Genomic DNA, 14,770 nt, shown 5'->3' with positions numbered 1-14,770 from the left:
ATACAAGCTATCAAATTTGGCACAGATCAAGCCTTTTGGAGCTCAGGTAACAAAACAGGGGCCGCTAAAACGAGACCTCGCTCGCAACAATCTCGTGATGACATTGGTCACACCGAACAACACCCTGTAAAGGCGCCCCACAAATTCGGTGGGTCAATTGCATCGGCGGACCGTTACCGTGACTGCACCAGTTGTCGCCCCACTGAAGCAGGGTAATAAAGTATGGCAGCAAATCGGCACCCTTAGCGGTTAAGTGGTATTCATAGCGCAGTACCGACGGGCGATACGGTTTTTTATAGAGGATCCCATTGTCTACCAGCAGTTTTAGCCTATCCGACAAAATATTCGTCGCCACGGGTAGTTCTTTGTGGAACTCTTCGAACCTCACGAAACCATGGTAGGCTAAGGCGATAATATTAGAGGTCCAACGATCGCCCAGTAACTCGGTAAGGTTACGGTACAGCGAAGTCCCCTGCCCTTCATCGACAATGGTCTTAGTGGCCCGACGACGAGTTTTGATTTCGCGAACATCAAGGCCTGCGCCAGGGCCCTCATGGTATTCAATATCTTGCCACCTAACTTCTTGAGCACACTGTTTACAGACAAATTCAGGCCAGAACGAGTGTCCACACGGCTGATGATGAAGATCGATGGCATCTAATTCAGGGTTACTGTAATACCGACGCTCCCACACAATTGCCATCAGCGCATTGTTGTACAAGGCAATGGACTTTTTGGTCAATCGATAAACAGGTTTACGCGCGTCGCCATCAATACTCTTTTTTATGCATCCAATGTCTTGCAACCAGGCAAGACGGTTAGACAAGATGCCTCGAGATGCACCGGTGGCCGCTAGCATCTCACCGAAAGTGTTAATACCCCAGAACACCTCTTGAAGTATTAACAGGGTCCACATGTCGCCGACTTCATCGAGCGCGCGGTTAATAGAGCTCGCTCTCGTTTGGATACTGCGTCGCGATTCGCTGGAATCCGCTACTGTAGGTTTTACTGCCACTATTGAATAACTTCCCATTCAGTCTTATTATGCAATTAAACAAGCAGGGTTTACCATGTCCAATCAGTCTCCTAAGCTGCGCCTACCCATCATCCAAGCACCCATGTTCTTGCAATCGGGGCCTGAAATGGTCATCGCAAGCGCCAAAGCTGGCATCATGGGCTCATTCCCGACGCCAAATACTCGCACCCCCGAGCAGCTAGAGCAATGGTTAATTCAGGTTACCGAGGCGTTGGCCGATACACCTTTTGAGCATAATTGGGCGATCAACCTGATTATGCACCCGACCTACCCGAGGCGTGAAATCGACCTAGCCTTGGCCGTCAAGTACAAGGCACCCGTAGTGATTACCGCACTAGGCAGTCCAAAAGGCGCACTAGATGCCGTGCACACTTACGGTGGAAAGGTGTATGCCGATGTCATTAACCTGGACTTCGCCAAAAAAGCGGCCGCCGCGGGCGCCGATGGCTTGGCGCTGGTTTGTGCGGGTGCTGGCGGTCACACAGGGTTTTTATCACCTTTTGCGTTTCTTGAGGAAGTACGTCGGTTTTTTGATGGCGACATCATCTTGTCGGGCGCCATCGGCAGCGGCAAAGCTATTCATGCAGCCAAAATCCTAGGCGCTGACTATGTCTATATGGGCACACGCTTCATAGCGTCTGAAGAGAGTATGGCGGTTGACGCTTATAAATCGATGGTGACTGAATCTAACATAGGCGATATCGTGACCTCCGATGCAATTACCGGAGTCAAAGCGAACTGGCTAAAAGACAGTCTGATCGCCGCGGGCTACGATCCCACTAATATGCCAAGCGCGGCAAACGTTAACTTTGCCGAGGCGGGGATCGATTCAAAACGTTGGAAGGATATTTGGGCCGCAGGACAAGGCGTTGGAGCCTCGACTCGAGTAGAAACTATTGCCACCATAGTCGATCAATTAGAACGTGAATACCGTGCGTCCGTGCAGGGCCAACAAGGAGAACAATAATGAGCGCATCTGAAATATACATACTGGGCGGAGATCAAACCGACTTCGCCAGAAACTGGGCGCGAGAAGACCAAGAGGTCTTCGACGTGTTTAAAGAAGTCTTCACCAATGCGCTCACCAAAGCCAAGATAAGCCCTGACCAAATCGACGTCGCGCATGTCGGCAACTTTGTCGGCGATCTGTTTAACGGCCAAGGGTTGCTCGGCGGATTTTTTGCCGAGGTTTACCCTGAATTAGCAGGCATACCTACCAGCCGTCATGAGGCCGCTTGCGCTTCCGGTTCTATGGCAATTTTGGCCGCCATGCGTGATATCGAAGCCGGGCACTACGATGTCGCCGTCGCTTTGGGTATTGAACAAATGCGTAACGTCAATGGCAAAACCGGTGCCGAATATTTGGGCGCGGCTACCTGGAAAGGTCAAGAAGCGATGAACTGCGATTTCCCGTGGCCACATCAGTTCGACCTGCTGACGAAAGAGTACCAAAAACGCTACGGCATCAACACCGATGATCTTAAGATCATCGGCAAAACCAACTTCACCAATGCGCGCAAGAACCCCAACGCGCAAACTCGCTCTTGGGCTCTGCCAGATGAAGCCTTTTGTGACGACGATGCCTTAAACCCGGTGATCGAGGGTTACGTACGCAAATTAGATTGCGGTCAAATTACCGATGGTGCGGCCTGCGTTGTTTTGGCCAGCAAAAAAGCCGCACAAGCATACGCCGAGCGATTGGGACTCAATTTACAAGACATACCCAGAATTAAGGGCTGGGGTCACCGCTCCGCGCCGATTAGCTTGGCATCAAAATTGGCAATAAGCCGCAACCAAGACTACATTTTTCCGCATGTAGCGGCCTTGATAAACGATACCTTGAAGCGCGGTGGGTTTACTCAAATTGATGATCTGGACGGCTTAGAGACACACGACTGTTTTACCGTGACCGAATACATGGCGATAGACCATATCGGATTAACGCCCCCGGGAAAGAGTTATCGCGCTATTCGAGAAGGCCGCATCACAATGGATGGCGACTTCCCAATTAATCCCAGTGGCGGTCTCATTGGTTTGGGGCACCCGGTCGGCGCCACCGGCATACGCATGGTTCTAGACTGCGCCAATCAGGTCAGCGGTCGCGCCACATGCAACCAAATTGCTAATGCACGCAACATGATCACATTAAATCTTGGAGGTAGCACCACAACGTGTGCCTCGTTTATCGTGGGCCGTGATTCGTGAGTCAGGTTTATATTTACGACGCCATACGCTCTGCTCGAACACGCGCGAAGCCCGACGGCGGCCTCGCCAGTTTAACACCGGTACAGTTAATGGCGGGCCTATACGAACACATCAAAACCCGAAATACCCTAGACCCACAGCTTGTCGAAGAAGTCGCCCTGGGGTGCGTCACGCAAGCTGGCGAGCAAGCGGCGAATATTGCCAAAACAAGTTTAATGGCCGCTGGCTGGCCTCAGTTCATTCCGGGCATCACCGTGCATCGGTTTTGCTCATCGGGTTTGGACGCCGTCAATATTGCGGCAATGAAGATCTGGGCGAATCAAGCTAAGGTGACACTCGGTGGTGGCATCGAGATGATGTCGCGAGTGCCCATGTTGTCCGATAAAGCCACCGCTTTTACCGACCCCGAGTTCGCAGCTAAACATCATTTTTTACTGATGGGTTCAGGTGCTGATTTTATCGCCACTCGGTACGGTTTTAGCCGCGAGGCGTTGGATGAAGTCGCGTTCAAAAGCCAACAGAATGCCGCGGCAGCACAGGCACAAGGACGCTTTACCTCGATTGTCCCCATCTTTGACTCCGTCAACAGCCGCTGCGTTGATCAGGACGAATGTATTCGTGCCAACACAACACACGAATCCTTAGCCGCGATGCCACCCGCTTTTGAAGCGCTTGGTCAAGCCGGCGCGGATGCCATTCAGAGTCGGGCTTACCCACAATTCCAGACCATCATGCACGGCCATACCGCCGGCAATTCACCCGCTATGTGCGACGGAGCAGCGCTCGTACTGCTGGGCACTGAGGAACTGGCAGAAAGTCTCGGACACAGCCCTAAAGCACGCATCCTAGACACCTTAAGCGTCTGCGACGAGCCTCTAGAGGTGGTAAGCGGATGCGTCAATGCCGTCGCGAAGCTCATACATAAACATGGCCTGAGCACCGACGACATCGATCTATTCGAGATCCATGAAGCCTTCGCCGCCACGAGTTTACGTGCGCAGCAGCAACTGCAAATTGATGACGACAAATTCAACGTAAACGGCGGCTGCATCGCCCTGGGCCACCCCATGGGCGCCACGGGCGCTATGTTACTAGGAACGTTGCTCGACGAGCTAACCTTACGGAATCAAACTTTGGGCATTGTCGCCACCAGCGGTGCGGCAGGAACGGGTACGGCAATGCTAATCGAGCGCTGCGTCTAGCGGAGCTTGAGCACAGTTAAGTCATGCTCAGCCACTTCTAAATCGCGTTCTCCACTGCCGCCTCATATGCCGATGATTTACTATGCTGAGTTAAATCAGCAAGTGGGGCATAAAATGGACGACTCTAAATTACTCGAAGGCAAAGTAGCTCTCATCACCGGTGCAAGTCGCGGCATAGGCGCTGGCATTGCTGCCTACTTTGCCACACGTGGAGCTAAAATTGCTCTGGTAGCACGCACGCTAGAACCACAACCGGGTATGAGCGGATCCTTACAAGAAACCGCTGAAACGATCAGAGAAAGTGGCGGTGACTGTCTTTGCATTCGGGCAAATCTTGCCGATCCAACCGATCGAGCTCGAATTATTCCAGCAGTCATCGATCATTTTGGCAGGCTCGATATCTTAGTGAACAACGCGGCCTGGTGCCGATTCATTCCTATCTGGCAAGTCACACCAAAACACTGGCACTTGGCTTTCGAGATGAACGTCATCGCACCTCAAACCTTGTCGCAACAAGCGGTTGAACACATGAAGACGCAGGGTGCTGGCTGGATCTTGAACATTTCTAGCGCAACATCTGATATGCCGCCATCAGCGCCTTACGACAGCGACTCCAGAGCCGTACAATTTAACCGCGACGGTCACCCAACTCTGTACGGCACGACCAAAGCGGCACTTGAACGTCTAAGCGCAGGTTGGGCCGTAGAACTCTCGCCTGACAATATCGCGATCAACTCGCTTGCTCCCGTTGGTGTGGTGTTAAGTGAGGGCGCAATGGCCTTGAATAATTACAGCGATGACGATCATGTTGAGTCAGTTGCTACCATGGCGGAGGCCGCGCTCCAGCTTTGCAGTAAACCACCGACTTTATGCTCAGGACTGAATGCGCGAAGTATTCCTTTACTTGAATCATTAGGAATACCGATACCCTAGGCGAGGTCGGCGTATACGGACCTATACACCTACGTCGGTCTGAATTACAGTTACGCGATTAAGTGACATAATAAATGACAAAAGGACTTAACATGCGCATAGCCAGAACTCGAATCACCCTTCTTGCGTCCTGTATCTTGGCAATGACAGGCTGCGGTGAATCTGCTATCCCCGATCTAAATCTGGAAAGCCCGCTAACTACGGCTAATGGAACACCTCGCAATTCGATTCTAGAAACCAACCACGAAATTCTAGACTTACGGCCTGCGGCCAACCCCGATCGCAATGCCTACTTCGGCGATTTGCACGTGCACACCGGCTACAGCTTTGATGCCTACGCGTTCGGCACCATTGCGACACCGTACGACGCCTATCGGTACGCAAAGGGCGAGGCTTTGCTGCATCCAGCCGGCTACGAAATACAAATGCAGCAACCCCTGGACTTTTATGCCGTAACCGATCACGGCATGTTCATGGGTGTTGTGCAGGCAAGTGCCGATACCAGTACCGACTTTTCGCGTTACGCAGTCGCCAAACCACTGCACAACATCAATGCATCAGATAACTACGACGAAGGGTCAATTCCGCAACGATCCAAAGCCTTCGCGACCTTCTTGCCATCGCTATTAACGGGGATTATGGCAGGTGAAGTTGACCCTAAAATCGCCGAGGCCGTTACTAAATCTGCCTGGCGAGACAGTATCGAAGCCGCGGATCAACATTATATTCCTGGCCGATTCACAACTTTCGCTGCGTATGAATATACCTCATCCACCGACGATCGCGGCAACCTGCATCGCAACGTCGTATTTAGGGGAACTGACAGACTGCCGGCGGTTCCTTTCTCGCGCTTCCACTCGCAAAACCCTGAAGGTTTGTGGGACTGGATGGACGGTTTACGCGAGCAAGGTATCGAGAGTCTCGCGATCCCGCACAACTCCAATGGCTCAAATGGCCAAATGTTTACTCTAACGGATTGGGCAGGCAACCCCATGGGTGAGGACTACGTCACGCAACGTATGCGCAATGAGCCGATCGTGGAAATCACCCAAGTCAAAGGTACCTCCGATACCCATCCCGCCCTGTCCAAAAACGACGAGTGGGCTGACTTTGAGATCATGCCCTTCAGAGTCGCGACAACCTTACCCAGCGCGCCTCCTGGCAGTTACGTGCGTGACGCCTACTTGCGTGGCTTAGCGCTACAAGAACAATCGGGACTCAACCCCTACAAGTTCGGCTTAGTTGGCGCCAGTGACACCCACGTAGCGGCTAGCTCCGACCGTGAAGAGACCTTCTTCTCAAAGGCGGGCTTACTTGATGGTACTGCCGAACGCCGTGGTTCCATCCCAGCATCGTTCATGACCGGTACCGTTTTGAAATGGTTAGACCCAAACCAAATGACCGAAGTCGATGGTCATGATTACATAGCAAGCTCGTCGTTCGAGACCTGGAGTGCCTCGGGCCTTGCCGGCGTATGGGCGGAAGAAAATACCCGCGAGGCCATTTACGACGCTTTCCGCCGCAAAGAGACCTTCGCTACGACAGGTCCTCGTATTAAGGTCCGTTTCTTCGCGGGCTACGACATTCAGAGCGACTGGTTAGATCAGACCGATATGGCCCGAAAAGCCTACGATTCAAGCGTCGCTATGGGATCAGATCTGAGCCCGCGCGAGAATCAAGCACCTAAGTTCCTAGTATGGGCCGTGCGTGATCCACTCGCAGCACCGCTGCAACGCATTCAAATCATCAAGGGCTACGTTAAAAATGGCGAACATCACGAGATGGTCTACGACGCTGCCTGCAGTGATGGTTTAAGTGTAGACCCTGCCACCAACCGATGCCCCGACAATGGCGCCTCGGTCAATTTAAGTGACTGCTCGATCAGTGGCGACGTTGGTGCAGCTGAATTGAAAAATGTATGGACCGACCCCGACTTCGACCCCACGCAAGAAGCCTTTTACTATGTGCGAGTGCTCGAAAACCCTACCTGCCGCTGGTCGACATGGGACGCACTGAGAGCCGGGGTCGAGCCGCGCTCGGATCTGGCTAAAACCATCCAAGAGCGCGCCTGGTCCTCTCCTATTTGGTATCGAGGCAAAGAAAGTTAGAGCGTCCTGAGCCACAGACCCAAGGTCGTGCTGTAACCGACGGTGCGACCTTGTATCTCAAAGTGCTCGTCCAACACGTAATAGCTGGGATAGGCCTTTATGACAAAAAGCTCTTTGAGCTCATTCGTGCCCAAATACGTTGGCACCTGTACATCAATATCTTGTAAAAATTGTTCGACCTCGGTCTGATTAGCGTAGTCCAGCGCAATGGCCACCACGCGCACCTTAGTGTCATCAAGGGTCTCTAAGTTACCCATGCTTAACCGGCACACACTGCACCAAGGCGCAAAAAAGTAAAGTAGTGTCGGGCGCTCAGGATCGCCGGACAAGCGCTGAACCTCCCCTTCTAGGCTCACCAGAGTGAGCTCTGCGATAGGACCGGCATCACCATCGAGCATATTGCGTGTGTGCCAGGCATCGATTGCCCAAAACGCGAATAGGATAAACAGCACATCCCTGATCCATTTCGCCCATGCGGGCCATGGCCTAGGTGTTAAAACTTCCGATTGATGTGAACTCATAGCGCCTCTTTTCAGAACGACAAGGGTCTGGGCGGCGCCCGACCTCTGCGCTAGGGTATGTGAGACCGCAGATGATCTCAATGCACATTAGCGTCGCTACGCGTGCACTACTGAATACAATGCGGCGAATATAAGGTTTTTGATCAGTTTAAAAATGCCAACACTAAACGAGCATTGCAGACACAACACGAACATGGCACCCTGAGGTTTGTTTTGCAGGATAAAATCATGCGAATAGCGCCGGTCCTACTTTTGCTTACCCTTGCATCTCAGTCTTTCGCGGGTGACTCACCCAGCGCCACTGATATTATCAAGTCGGCAATGGACGTCTGGCGCGGCGAGTCATCTGACGGTGAGATGACCATGACCATTCACCGCCCAGACTGGGAGCGCAGCATGACTATTCATAGCCGCACCAAGGGCTTAGACAAATCATTCTTGATTGTAAAAGCACCCAAGAAAGATGCGGGCAACGCGACGCTTTTGTTGGATGACGACATGTGGTCTTACTCACCGCGCATTAAACGTGTCATCAAAATACCCTCATCGATGATGGCGCAAAGCTGGATGGGCAGCGACTTATCAAATAGGGACATCACGAAAGATACCGACGTCATAGACGAGTATGACCATACGTTGATGGGCACCCGCGAGGAAAACGGCCACACCATCTATCAAATTCGCTCTATCCCCCACGAGGATGCGCCTGTCGTTTGGGGGCAAGAAATTTATCGCATTCGCGACGACTTTTTGATGTTAGAGCAAGAGTTTTGGGATCAAGATAACCAACTTGTCAAAACCATCCGAACTTTAGAGCATCAAATCATAAACGGTCGTCCGGTGGGGACTCGTATGCGTGTACAAGACCAAAACAAACCCAACGAATGGACCGAGCTGACCATAAACAGCATTGAATTTGATGTTGAAATTGATGACAACATTTTCACCGTTGGCCAACTTCGCAGTGCGCGCTAACGCATGCAAATAGAACGACTCGCCTGGCGCAACTTGTGGCGCCACAAAAAACGCTCGTGGCTTACCATCAGCGCCATGGTGTTTTGCAATACGCTCCTGATTTTTCTGATCGGCTTGCAAGTCGGCAACTACCGAATGATAATCGATAACACGTTGGGCGTGCTGATCGGTCACCTTCAGATTCAAACGCCTGCCTATCTCGACGCACCCAAACTGCGTGAATCCATTGGCAAGTCCGAAGACCTGATCAATGACATCAGATCAATACTGGGGGCAGAGATCAAACTCGCACCCCGCCTGGTAGCTGGCGCCCTGCTGAATAGCGAAAGCCGCAGTTTCGGTGCGCAAATTTTAGGTGTAGAGCCTACGTTAGAAGCAGAATTCGGCTTACTCGCGGGCACGATCAGCCGAGGCCGATGGCTTAACACCGGCACCGAAATTGTTATCGGCGAAACACTCGCCAAAAATCTTCAGGTCTCGGTCGGCGACGAACTGACATTGTTGGGCTCGGGCTATGACGGCTCGTTTGCAGCAAATGTACTGACGGTTGTGGGTATTTTCCAAACAAGTATGGCGGATATGAACCGTGGCCTCGCGTTAATCCCACTCGAAGAGTTTGAGTTTACCTTTACCGCCACCGACCAACTGAACGTTATTGCCATAGCTCTGCCTCACTTCGCAGAAACTGACTCCGCTAAAGAGCGCTTATCGCGCGGATTGGATGCTAAAAATCTGGCTGTCCGCGACTGGGAGGAGCTAGTCCCCGGTCTGCGTCAGGCAATTTTGTCCGATGTCATCAGCGCATTTTTTATCTATGCGGTACTAGTCGTTGTTATCGTATTTTCAGTTCTAAATACGCAGCTTATGGCTGTACTCGAGCGGCGTCGCGAGTTTGGCACCTTGCTCGCTCTTGGCATTGCGCCGAGTCAACTCGGCCGTTTAGTGTTCACGGAAACCGTCTTTTTGGGGCTACTGGGATTAATCATTGGCGTGGGCGGAGGCCTAGCGTTAAATTATTATTTAAGCCTCTACGGCTTGGCGTTTGAGGGTATGGAAGAGATGGCCTCAAAATTCAATATGTCCGCACGTATGTATCCAGAGATCTCCTGGTTTACCACACTCTCGGGGCCAAGCCTGGTTTTTGTAGGGGCCGTTCTCGCCTCCATTTGGCCGGTACTTAAAGCGCGCGCACTGCCGCTTCTGGCCGGACGAGGTAGCACATGATTTCGCGCTTAGCTTGGCGCAACCTCTGGCGCAACAAAGAACGCAGTCTCTTGATGATATCGGCTGTCGCGATTGCGGTCTGCGCCATGCTGTTTATGGTCGCTATGACACGAGGGTTCATGCAGGGCATTCTGGATTCTGGCATCAATAATCTCCCCGGACACCTGCAAGCTCACGCCGCTCAGTATTTGGATGACCCGAGTATCGATCACCGCTTCAACACTCCGTCGGAGACCACACAAAGCGTGCTCGATGACCCCAGTGTGGCGCGCTGGTTTCAACGAATCAAGGTACCAGCAGTTGTTCAAAGTGAATACGCCAGTCAGGGTGTTACTCTCTTGGGAATCGAGCCAGAGCGAGAAATACAAGACCAACGGCTGGGTTACAGAGTCGTTGAGGGTGAGGATATAACAAGTCAGAGCAATGGCATTTTAATCGGTGCCAAGCTGTCAGAAAAACTCGAGACCCAACTGGGTAAACGAATTGTGCTAATGACGCAAAGCGGTAACGGTGCCCTAGCAGAAAGAGGGTATCGCATTGTTGGCGTGTATCAAACGACCTTTGCTGCAAAAGAAGAAGCCGAGGTGTACCTGCCACTCAATCAAGCTCAAAGCTTGCTAGAGGTTCCAAATCAAATCAGCGAAACTGCCCTGTTTACGTCCGATATCGGCGAACTCGAGCGCCTGCAAGACTCTCTCCAAACTGCTCTTGGTGCCGAAATCGAAGTACTGCGCTGGGATCAAATTGATGAATACCTCAGTGCTTCAATGCAAACGATGAGTGGATTTGTTTTCATTATTGTAGCGGTCGTGTTTTTGACTTTGAGCTTTGCGTTGGTCAACACTTTGATCATGGCTATTTTTGAGCGTACGCCCGAAATCGGCTTACTGTTAGCGCTTGGTCTAAAACCCCGATCTGTGGTCGCCGCGCTAACATTGGAGTCTATGGTTATGATTGGCATCGGCCTAGTTATCGGCAATGTTCTAGCACAGGGTATCTTATTCGGCTTCCGCGACGGCATTGATCTCAGCTCAGTGGCGGAGGGTCTTGCGATGGCCGGTGCCAGTCCCTATTTAAGCGCACAGGTTAATGCAGCGGATTGGCTCACAACCAATCTTCTAGTATTACTCTTAGGACTGCTAACTAGCTGGTGGCCGGCCAGACGTGCAGCTCGACTCGACCCGGTAGAGGCTTTACAGAAGACATGAGTACCAATAATCACGCGGCTGTCGTGTGCGAACACGTGTGTAAGACCTTCAAGCAAGGTAGCAGCCAAGTCATGGGACTCGACCACGTAGACCTCGTGGTCGAAGCGGGAGATTCCATATGCTTGTCAGGCCCATCAGGCTCGGGCAAAACCACATTGTTGAACGCCATTGGCGGCTTAGCAACGCCCGATAGCGGCACCATCACTATTGGCAAGCACACCTTATCGTCGATGAGTGATAGCGAAAGAGCCCATCTTCGGCTGCATCACATTGGATTCGTATTTCAGTCCTATAACCTAGTACCCGTGCTAAGCGCACTCGAGAATGTGGCATTTATTATGGAAATGCAGGGCCGCCCAAAACAAGAAATTGATACCTTGGCGCGAGCCATTCTTGATAGAGTGGGGCTTGAAGGACTCTATGATCGCCGACCCGGCCAATTGTCGGGCGGGCAACAACAACGTGTTGCGGTCGCTCGCGCTATTGTCAGCAGCCCTACCTTGGTGCTTGCCGACGAACCCACCGCGAACCTCGACAGTCAAACAGCGGTGCAACTGATGGAACTCTTTCAAACGCTCAATCGAGAATCAGGTACCACCTTTATTATTGCCACGCACGATACCCGCGTGAATCAATTCACCCATCGTCAAATTGTCATGCAAGATGGCCGTATTAAATCTGACACTCGCACTTAGCCTCGTTGTAGTGCTGTGCGGTACCGCTCAGGCTTCGAGCTGGGATATCAGTGGCCATGTTAAGTATTTAGGGCAACAACAGTTCTCTGATCAGGGCGAGCGCTTTGATGGCGGTGAAAATATCCGCGTCAATGCGCAACGCTCTTTAGGCGCGTGGGAATTCGATATCGCCGCCCAATCACGAGGGCAAGATATCGACCGCCTCGCCCTAAAATACAGTGCCGAGCAAAATCTCGTGATTCTGGGTCGAGACAGCATCAGTTGGGGGCACGGGCTGTTTTTTAATCCGGCCGATGTGTTCGCACCCTTCAGTCCTGTGGCCATTGATAAGGAGTACAAGCCGGGCATAGACATGCTGTATTGGCAGCATGTTTTGGACAGCGGCAACGACATTCAATTGCTACATGTCGATCGCGACAATGGAAACTCCGACGCGTTTCGCTATTTTTACATGGGCGACCGTTTTGACTGGACGGCCACCTTTGCCCGGCACAAAGATCAAAACCAAGTGGCTCTGGGCTGGAATATCCCCATTGGCGGTGCGCTACTCAGTGGCGATATCCTCTCGCAAGACACCAGCAGCGAAGGAAACGTAGCGTCTGTAGTGGTCAATTTCCAGCATTGGTTCACTTGGCGAGATGCGCCTGCGAGCATCTCGCTTGAATACTTTCACAACGGTTTTGGGTTTAAACGAACACCGACCTCACCGCTCGATTTCATCAACAATCCTGAATTAACTCGGCGCATACAGGACGGCGAACTGTATACGCTCGGTCGTGACTACAGTGCCATCGGAGTGAGTTTTATGCCTCATCCCCTGTGGCAGAGCCAACTATCGCACATCCTAAACTTGAACGACCACAGCGGTTTGCTGTACTGGCAAAACACGCTAGATAGCAGCGAAAATACACGCCTTAACATGACGTTGCTTTGGCCTCTAGGCAAAGACAGTCGCGAGTACACAGGCCTTCTGGATGAAGTCAGAATGGAACTGCAAGTACAAGTCCAATTTGCCTGGTACTTTTAAGCTACGCCGCAGCGCACAAGCGAAGCCAATATTGAGCACCGAGCGAGCGATAGCGGTCTTTTAAAGTTGCCAGATAAAATCGTCTCCTCAGATTAATTCCCGCCGGCAATGCAAGGGGCACCAAATTACCCGACTCCAAATTAGTCCCCAACACCTTTTCTGATAAACAACCAATACCCAGTCCTGATTCCACCGCTTTTTTGATCTGCTCGTTGTGCCGGAACTGCAAATAAATCGGCATTTCGTTAATAAGATGCGCGAAGCTGCGATTAAAAAATTGACGCGCGCCTGAGTCTGGCTCTCGCAAAATCCAGCGCTCTTTGAGAATGTCGGCCTCACTCAACCGACCCGTTTGAGCTAACGGATGATTCGCACTGCAAAACACAACCAACTCGTCCTCGACCCAAGGCTCTAACAGCAGATCTGAATGCGCCGAGCGCACTTCAATCATTGCAATATCAATCTCGTAGTTCAGTAATTTTGTGACAATATCGGGCGAGTTCGCCGAGATCAGATCAATTTTTGCCTCGGGAAATTGGGTTAGGTAGTCACTAAAGTAATTAATCGCCATGTGGTTAGCGATGGTGTAGCTCGCTCCAATACGCAAATGCCCCAAGTCCTTATAGCCAGCCAATCCAGACTCCAAGGCCTGAGCTTGGCCTAATAGCTGCTCGGCTTGAACTCGCACTTCCTGGCCCAAACTGTTGAGCTCTAAGCGCTTACCCACCCGATCAAACAGCTGCACTTGATAATACTGCTCGAGGGTATTGAGTGACGCACTTACCGCAGACTGGGATAAATGCAAAGCCTGAGCAGCTAACGATGTATTTTTGTGTTGCGCCACAGCCAAGAACACTTGGAGTTGCTTAAGTGTGAGCTTCATCGCTGAACCTTTGGATTTTCATTGGCCAACACTATCTACCAATAAAAGTGGTTAATCAATTTAAAAAAACCGTTTTTTTAAGTTATTAACATTGCGTAACATGCTCGCATTCACAACCACAAGGATGTCGTCATGGCAGAACAAAAAGCAACCAACGTGCATTGGCATCATGGCCAAATCACAACCGAAGATCGTAACCGTTTACTGAATCAAAAAGGTGCAACACTGTGGTTTACTGGCTTGTCAGGTAGCGGCAAAAGCACCATTGCGGTTGCTCTCGAAGAGGCGTTATTCAAGCGCGGCAAACTCAGCTACCGGCTGGATGGCGACAACATTCGCATGGGTATTAACAAGAACTTGGGCTTTTCGGACGAAGATCGCACCGAAAACATCCGCCGTATTGGCGAGGTCTCTAAGCTGTTTGTCGACGCGGGTCTTATTACTCTTTCAAGCTTTATCAGCCCCTTCCGCGAAGACCGGGACCAAGTGCGCCGCTTGCACGAAGAGTCGAACATGCCCTTCATAGAAATCTTCGTAGATTGCTCTCTATCTGAAGCAGAAAACCGCGATCCTAAGGGCCTTTATGTCAAAGCTCGCGCTGGCGAAATCAAAAACTTTACGGGTATCGATTCACCCTATGAAGCACCCGAGAAGCCAGAAATCCACCTACACACCGACACCACACCACTCGATCAAGAAGTCGCGATCATCATCGACTACTTAGTTCAACACGGCCTGATTAGCGAATAAAAG

General features: G+C 51.5%; 14 protein-coding genes. 11 read left to right on the top strand and 3 right to left on the bottom strand.

Annotation, left to right across the window (positions count from 1 at the left end; translation table 11 throughout):
• Positions 1-64 precede the first annotated feature (64 nt).
• The gene (locus EYZ66_RS03975; protein WP_009574763.1) at positions 65-1,015 is read right to left on the bottom strand and encodes a winged helix-turn-helix transcriptional regulator; all 951 of its coding nucleotides are present in this window, start codon (positions 1,013-1,015) and stop codon (positions 65-67) included.
• Between the two features lie 55 nt (positions 1,016-1,070).
• Here EYZ66_RS03975 and EYZ66_RS03970 point away from each other — a divergent pair, with 55 nt between their 5' ends.
• From EYZ66_RS03970 to EYZ66_RS03950, 5 genes are all read left to right on the top strand, one after another.
• Positions 1,071-2,003, top strand: a complete 933-nt coding sequence (locus EYZ66_RS03970; protein ID WP_009574762.1) for an NAD(P)H-dependent flavin oxidoreductase — start codon at positions 1,071-1,073, stop codon at positions 2,001-2,003.
• On the top strand, positions 2,003-3,241 hold the full coding sequence (locus tag EYZ66_RS03965) for an acetyl-CoA acetyltransferase (protein ID WP_009574761.1): 1,239 nt from the start codon (positions 2,003-2,005) through the stop codon (positions 3,239-3,241). Before EYZ66_RS03970 ends, EYZ66_RS03965 begins: the two co-directional genes overlap by 1 nt.
• Complete coding sequence (locus EYZ66_RS03960) at positions 3,238-4,443, top strand: acetyl-CoA C-acyltransferase (RefSeq protein WP_009574760.1); 1,206 nt, start codon at positions 3,238-3,240, stop codon at positions 4,441-4,443. Before EYZ66_RS03965 ends, EYZ66_RS03960 begins: the two co-directional genes overlap by 4 nt.
• Before the next feature lie 114 nt (positions 4,444-4,557).
• Positions 4,558-5,376, top strand: coding sequence for an SDR family NAD(P)-dependent oxidoreductase (locus EYZ66_RS03955; RefSeq protein ID WP_040815996.1), 819 nt, complete (start codon positions 4,558-4,560; stop codon positions 5,374-5,376).
• A 92-nt stretch (positions 5,377-5,468) separates the two neighbouring features.
• Positions 5,469-7,484 (top strand): DUF3604 domain-containing protein, encoded by a 2,016-nt coding sequence (locus EYZ66_RS03950; RefSeq protein ID WP_160195602.1) that lies wholly within the window; start codon positions 5,469-5,471, stop codon positions 7,482-7,484.
• Here the strand turns inward: EYZ66_RS03950 and EYZ66_RS03945 are convergent.
• Positions 7,481-8,005 carry a TlpA family protein disulfide reductase gene (locus EYZ66_RS03945; protein ID WP_050793359.1) on the bottom strand — a complete coding sequence of 175 codons (525 nt, stop codon included), beginning with the start codon at positions 8,003-8,005 and terminating at the stop codon, positions 7,481-7,483. The genes EYZ66_RS03950 and EYZ66_RS03945 overlap by 4 nt on opposite strands.
• Positions 8,006-8,233: 228 nt before the next feature.
• Here EYZ66_RS03945 and EYZ66_RS03940 point away from each other — a divergent pair, with 228 nt between their 5' ends.
• From EYZ66_RS03940 to EYZ66_RS03920, 5 genes are read left to right on the top strand one after another with little or no spacing between them, the layout of a single operon-like run.
• Positions 8,234-8,980 carry an outer membrane lipoprotein-sorting protein gene (locus tag EYZ66_RS03940; RefSeq protein ID WP_009574756.1) on the top strand — a complete coding sequence of 249 codons (747 nt, stop codon included), beginning with the start codon at positions 8,234-8,236 and terminating at the stop codon, positions 8,978-8,980.
• Positions 8,981-8,983: 3 nt separating this feature from the next.
• Entirely contained in the window at positions 8,984-10,204 is a 1,221-nt protein-coding gene (locus EYZ66_RS03935) for an ABC transporter permease (protein WP_009574755.1), read from the top strand.
• On the top strand, positions 10,201-11,412 hold the full coding sequence (locus EYZ66_RS03930) for an ABC transporter permease (protein ID WP_009574754.1): 1,212 nt from the start codon (positions 10,201-10,203) through the stop codon (positions 11,410-11,412). Before EYZ66_RS03935 ends, EYZ66_RS03930 begins: the two co-directional genes overlap by 4 nt.
• Positions 11,409-12,107: an ABC transporter ATP-binding protein gene (locus tag EYZ66_RS03925; protein WP_040815955.1), complete on the top strand. Its 699-nt coding sequence runs from the start codon at positions 11,409-11,411 to the stop codon at positions 12,105-12,107. Before EYZ66_RS03930 ends, EYZ66_RS03925 begins: the two co-directional genes overlap by 4 nt.
• Positions 12,076-13,134 (top strand): hypothetical protein, encoded by a 1,059-nt coding sequence (locus EYZ66_RS03920; protein ID WP_009574752.1) that lies wholly within the window; start codon positions 12,076-12,078, stop codon positions 13,132-13,134. Before EYZ66_RS03925 ends, EYZ66_RS03920 begins: the two co-directional genes overlap by 32 nt.
• A 1-nt stretch (position 13,135) precedes the next feature.
• Here the strand turns inward: EYZ66_RS03920 and EYZ66_RS03915 are convergent, their stop codons facing one another.
• On the bottom strand, positions 13,136-14,017 hold the full coding sequence (locus tag EYZ66_RS03915; RefSeq protein ID WP_009574751.1) for a LysR substrate-binding domain-containing protein: 882 nt from the start codon (positions 14,015-14,017) through the stop codon (positions 13,136-13,138).
• Positions 14,018-14,149: 132 nt separating this feature from the next.
• Between EYZ66_RS03915 and cysC the strand changes: the two genes are divergently transcribed.
• The gene (gene cysC / locus EYZ66_RS03910) at positions 14,150-14,767 is read left to right on the top strand and encodes an adenylyl-sulfate kinase (protein ID WP_009574750.1); all 618 of its coding nucleotides are present in this window, start codon (positions 14,150-14,152) and stop codon (positions 14,765-14,767) included.
• The last annotated feature ends 3 nt before the right edge of the window (positions 14,768-14,770 follow it).

Source organism: Aequoribacter fuscus (assembly GCF_009910365.1).
GTDB classification, from domain to species: Bacteria; Pseudomonadota; Gammaproteobacteria; order Pseudomonadales; family Halieaceae; genus Aequoribacter; species Aequoribacter fuscus.
The sequence above is the reverse complement of the archived record's forward strand: the minus strand, read 5'-3'. Positions and strand labels throughout refer to the sequence as shown.

What these genes read in the sequence shown, in the direction of transcription:
- EYZ66_RS03970 (WP_009574762.1), top strand. Translation starts at nt 1,071, where the DNA reads ATGTCCAATCAGTCTCCTAAGCTGCGCCTACCCATCATCCAAGCACCC.
- EYZ66_RS03965 (WP_009574761.1), top strand. Translation starts at nt 2,003, where the DNA reads ATGAGCGCATCTGAAATATACATACTGGGCGGAGATCAAACCGACTTC.
- EYZ66_RS03955 (WP_040815996.1), top strand. Translation starts at nt 4,558, where the DNA reads ATGGACGACTCTAAATTACTCGAAGGCAAAGTAGCTCTCATCACCGGT.
- EYZ66_RS03950 (WP_160195602.1), top strand. Translation starts at nt 5,469, where the DNA reads ATGCGCATAGCCAGAACTCGAATCACCCTTCTTGCGTCCTGTATCTTG.
- EYZ66_RS03945 (WP_050793359.1), bottom strand. Translation starts at nt 8,005, where the DNA reads ATGAGTTCACATCAATCGGAAGTTTTAACACCTAGGCCATGGCCCGCA.
- EYZ66_RS03940 (WP_009574756.1), top strand. Translation starts at nt 8,234, where the DNA reads ATGCGAATAGCGCCGGTCCTACTTTTGCTTACCCTTGCATCTCAGTCT.
- EYZ66_RS03935 (WP_009574755.1), top strand. Translation starts at nt 8,984, where the DNA reads ATGCAAATAGAACGACTCGCCTGGCGCAACTTGTGGCGCCACAAAAAA.
- EYZ66_RS03930 (WP_009574754.1), top strand. Translation starts at nt 10,201, where the DNA reads ATGATTTCGCGCTTAGCTTGGCGCAACCTCTGGCGCAACAAAGAACGC.
- EYZ66_RS03925 (WP_040815955.1), top strand. Translation starts at nt 11,409, where the DNA reads ATGAGTACCAATAATCACGCGGCTGTCGTGTGCGAACACGTGTGTAAG.
- EYZ66_RS03920 (WP_009574752.1), top strand. Translation starts at nt 12,076, where the DNA reads ATGGCCGTATTAAATCTGACACTCGCACTTAGCCTCGTTGTAGTGCTG.
- EYZ66_RS03915 (WP_009574751.1), bottom strand. Translation starts at nt 14,017, where the DNA reads ATGAAGCTCACACTTAAGCAACTCCAAGTGTTCTTGGCTGTGGCGCAA.
- cysC (WP_009574750.1), top strand. Translation starts at nt 14,150, where the DNA reads ATGGCAGAACAAAAAGCAACCAACGTGCATTGGCATCATGGCCAAATC.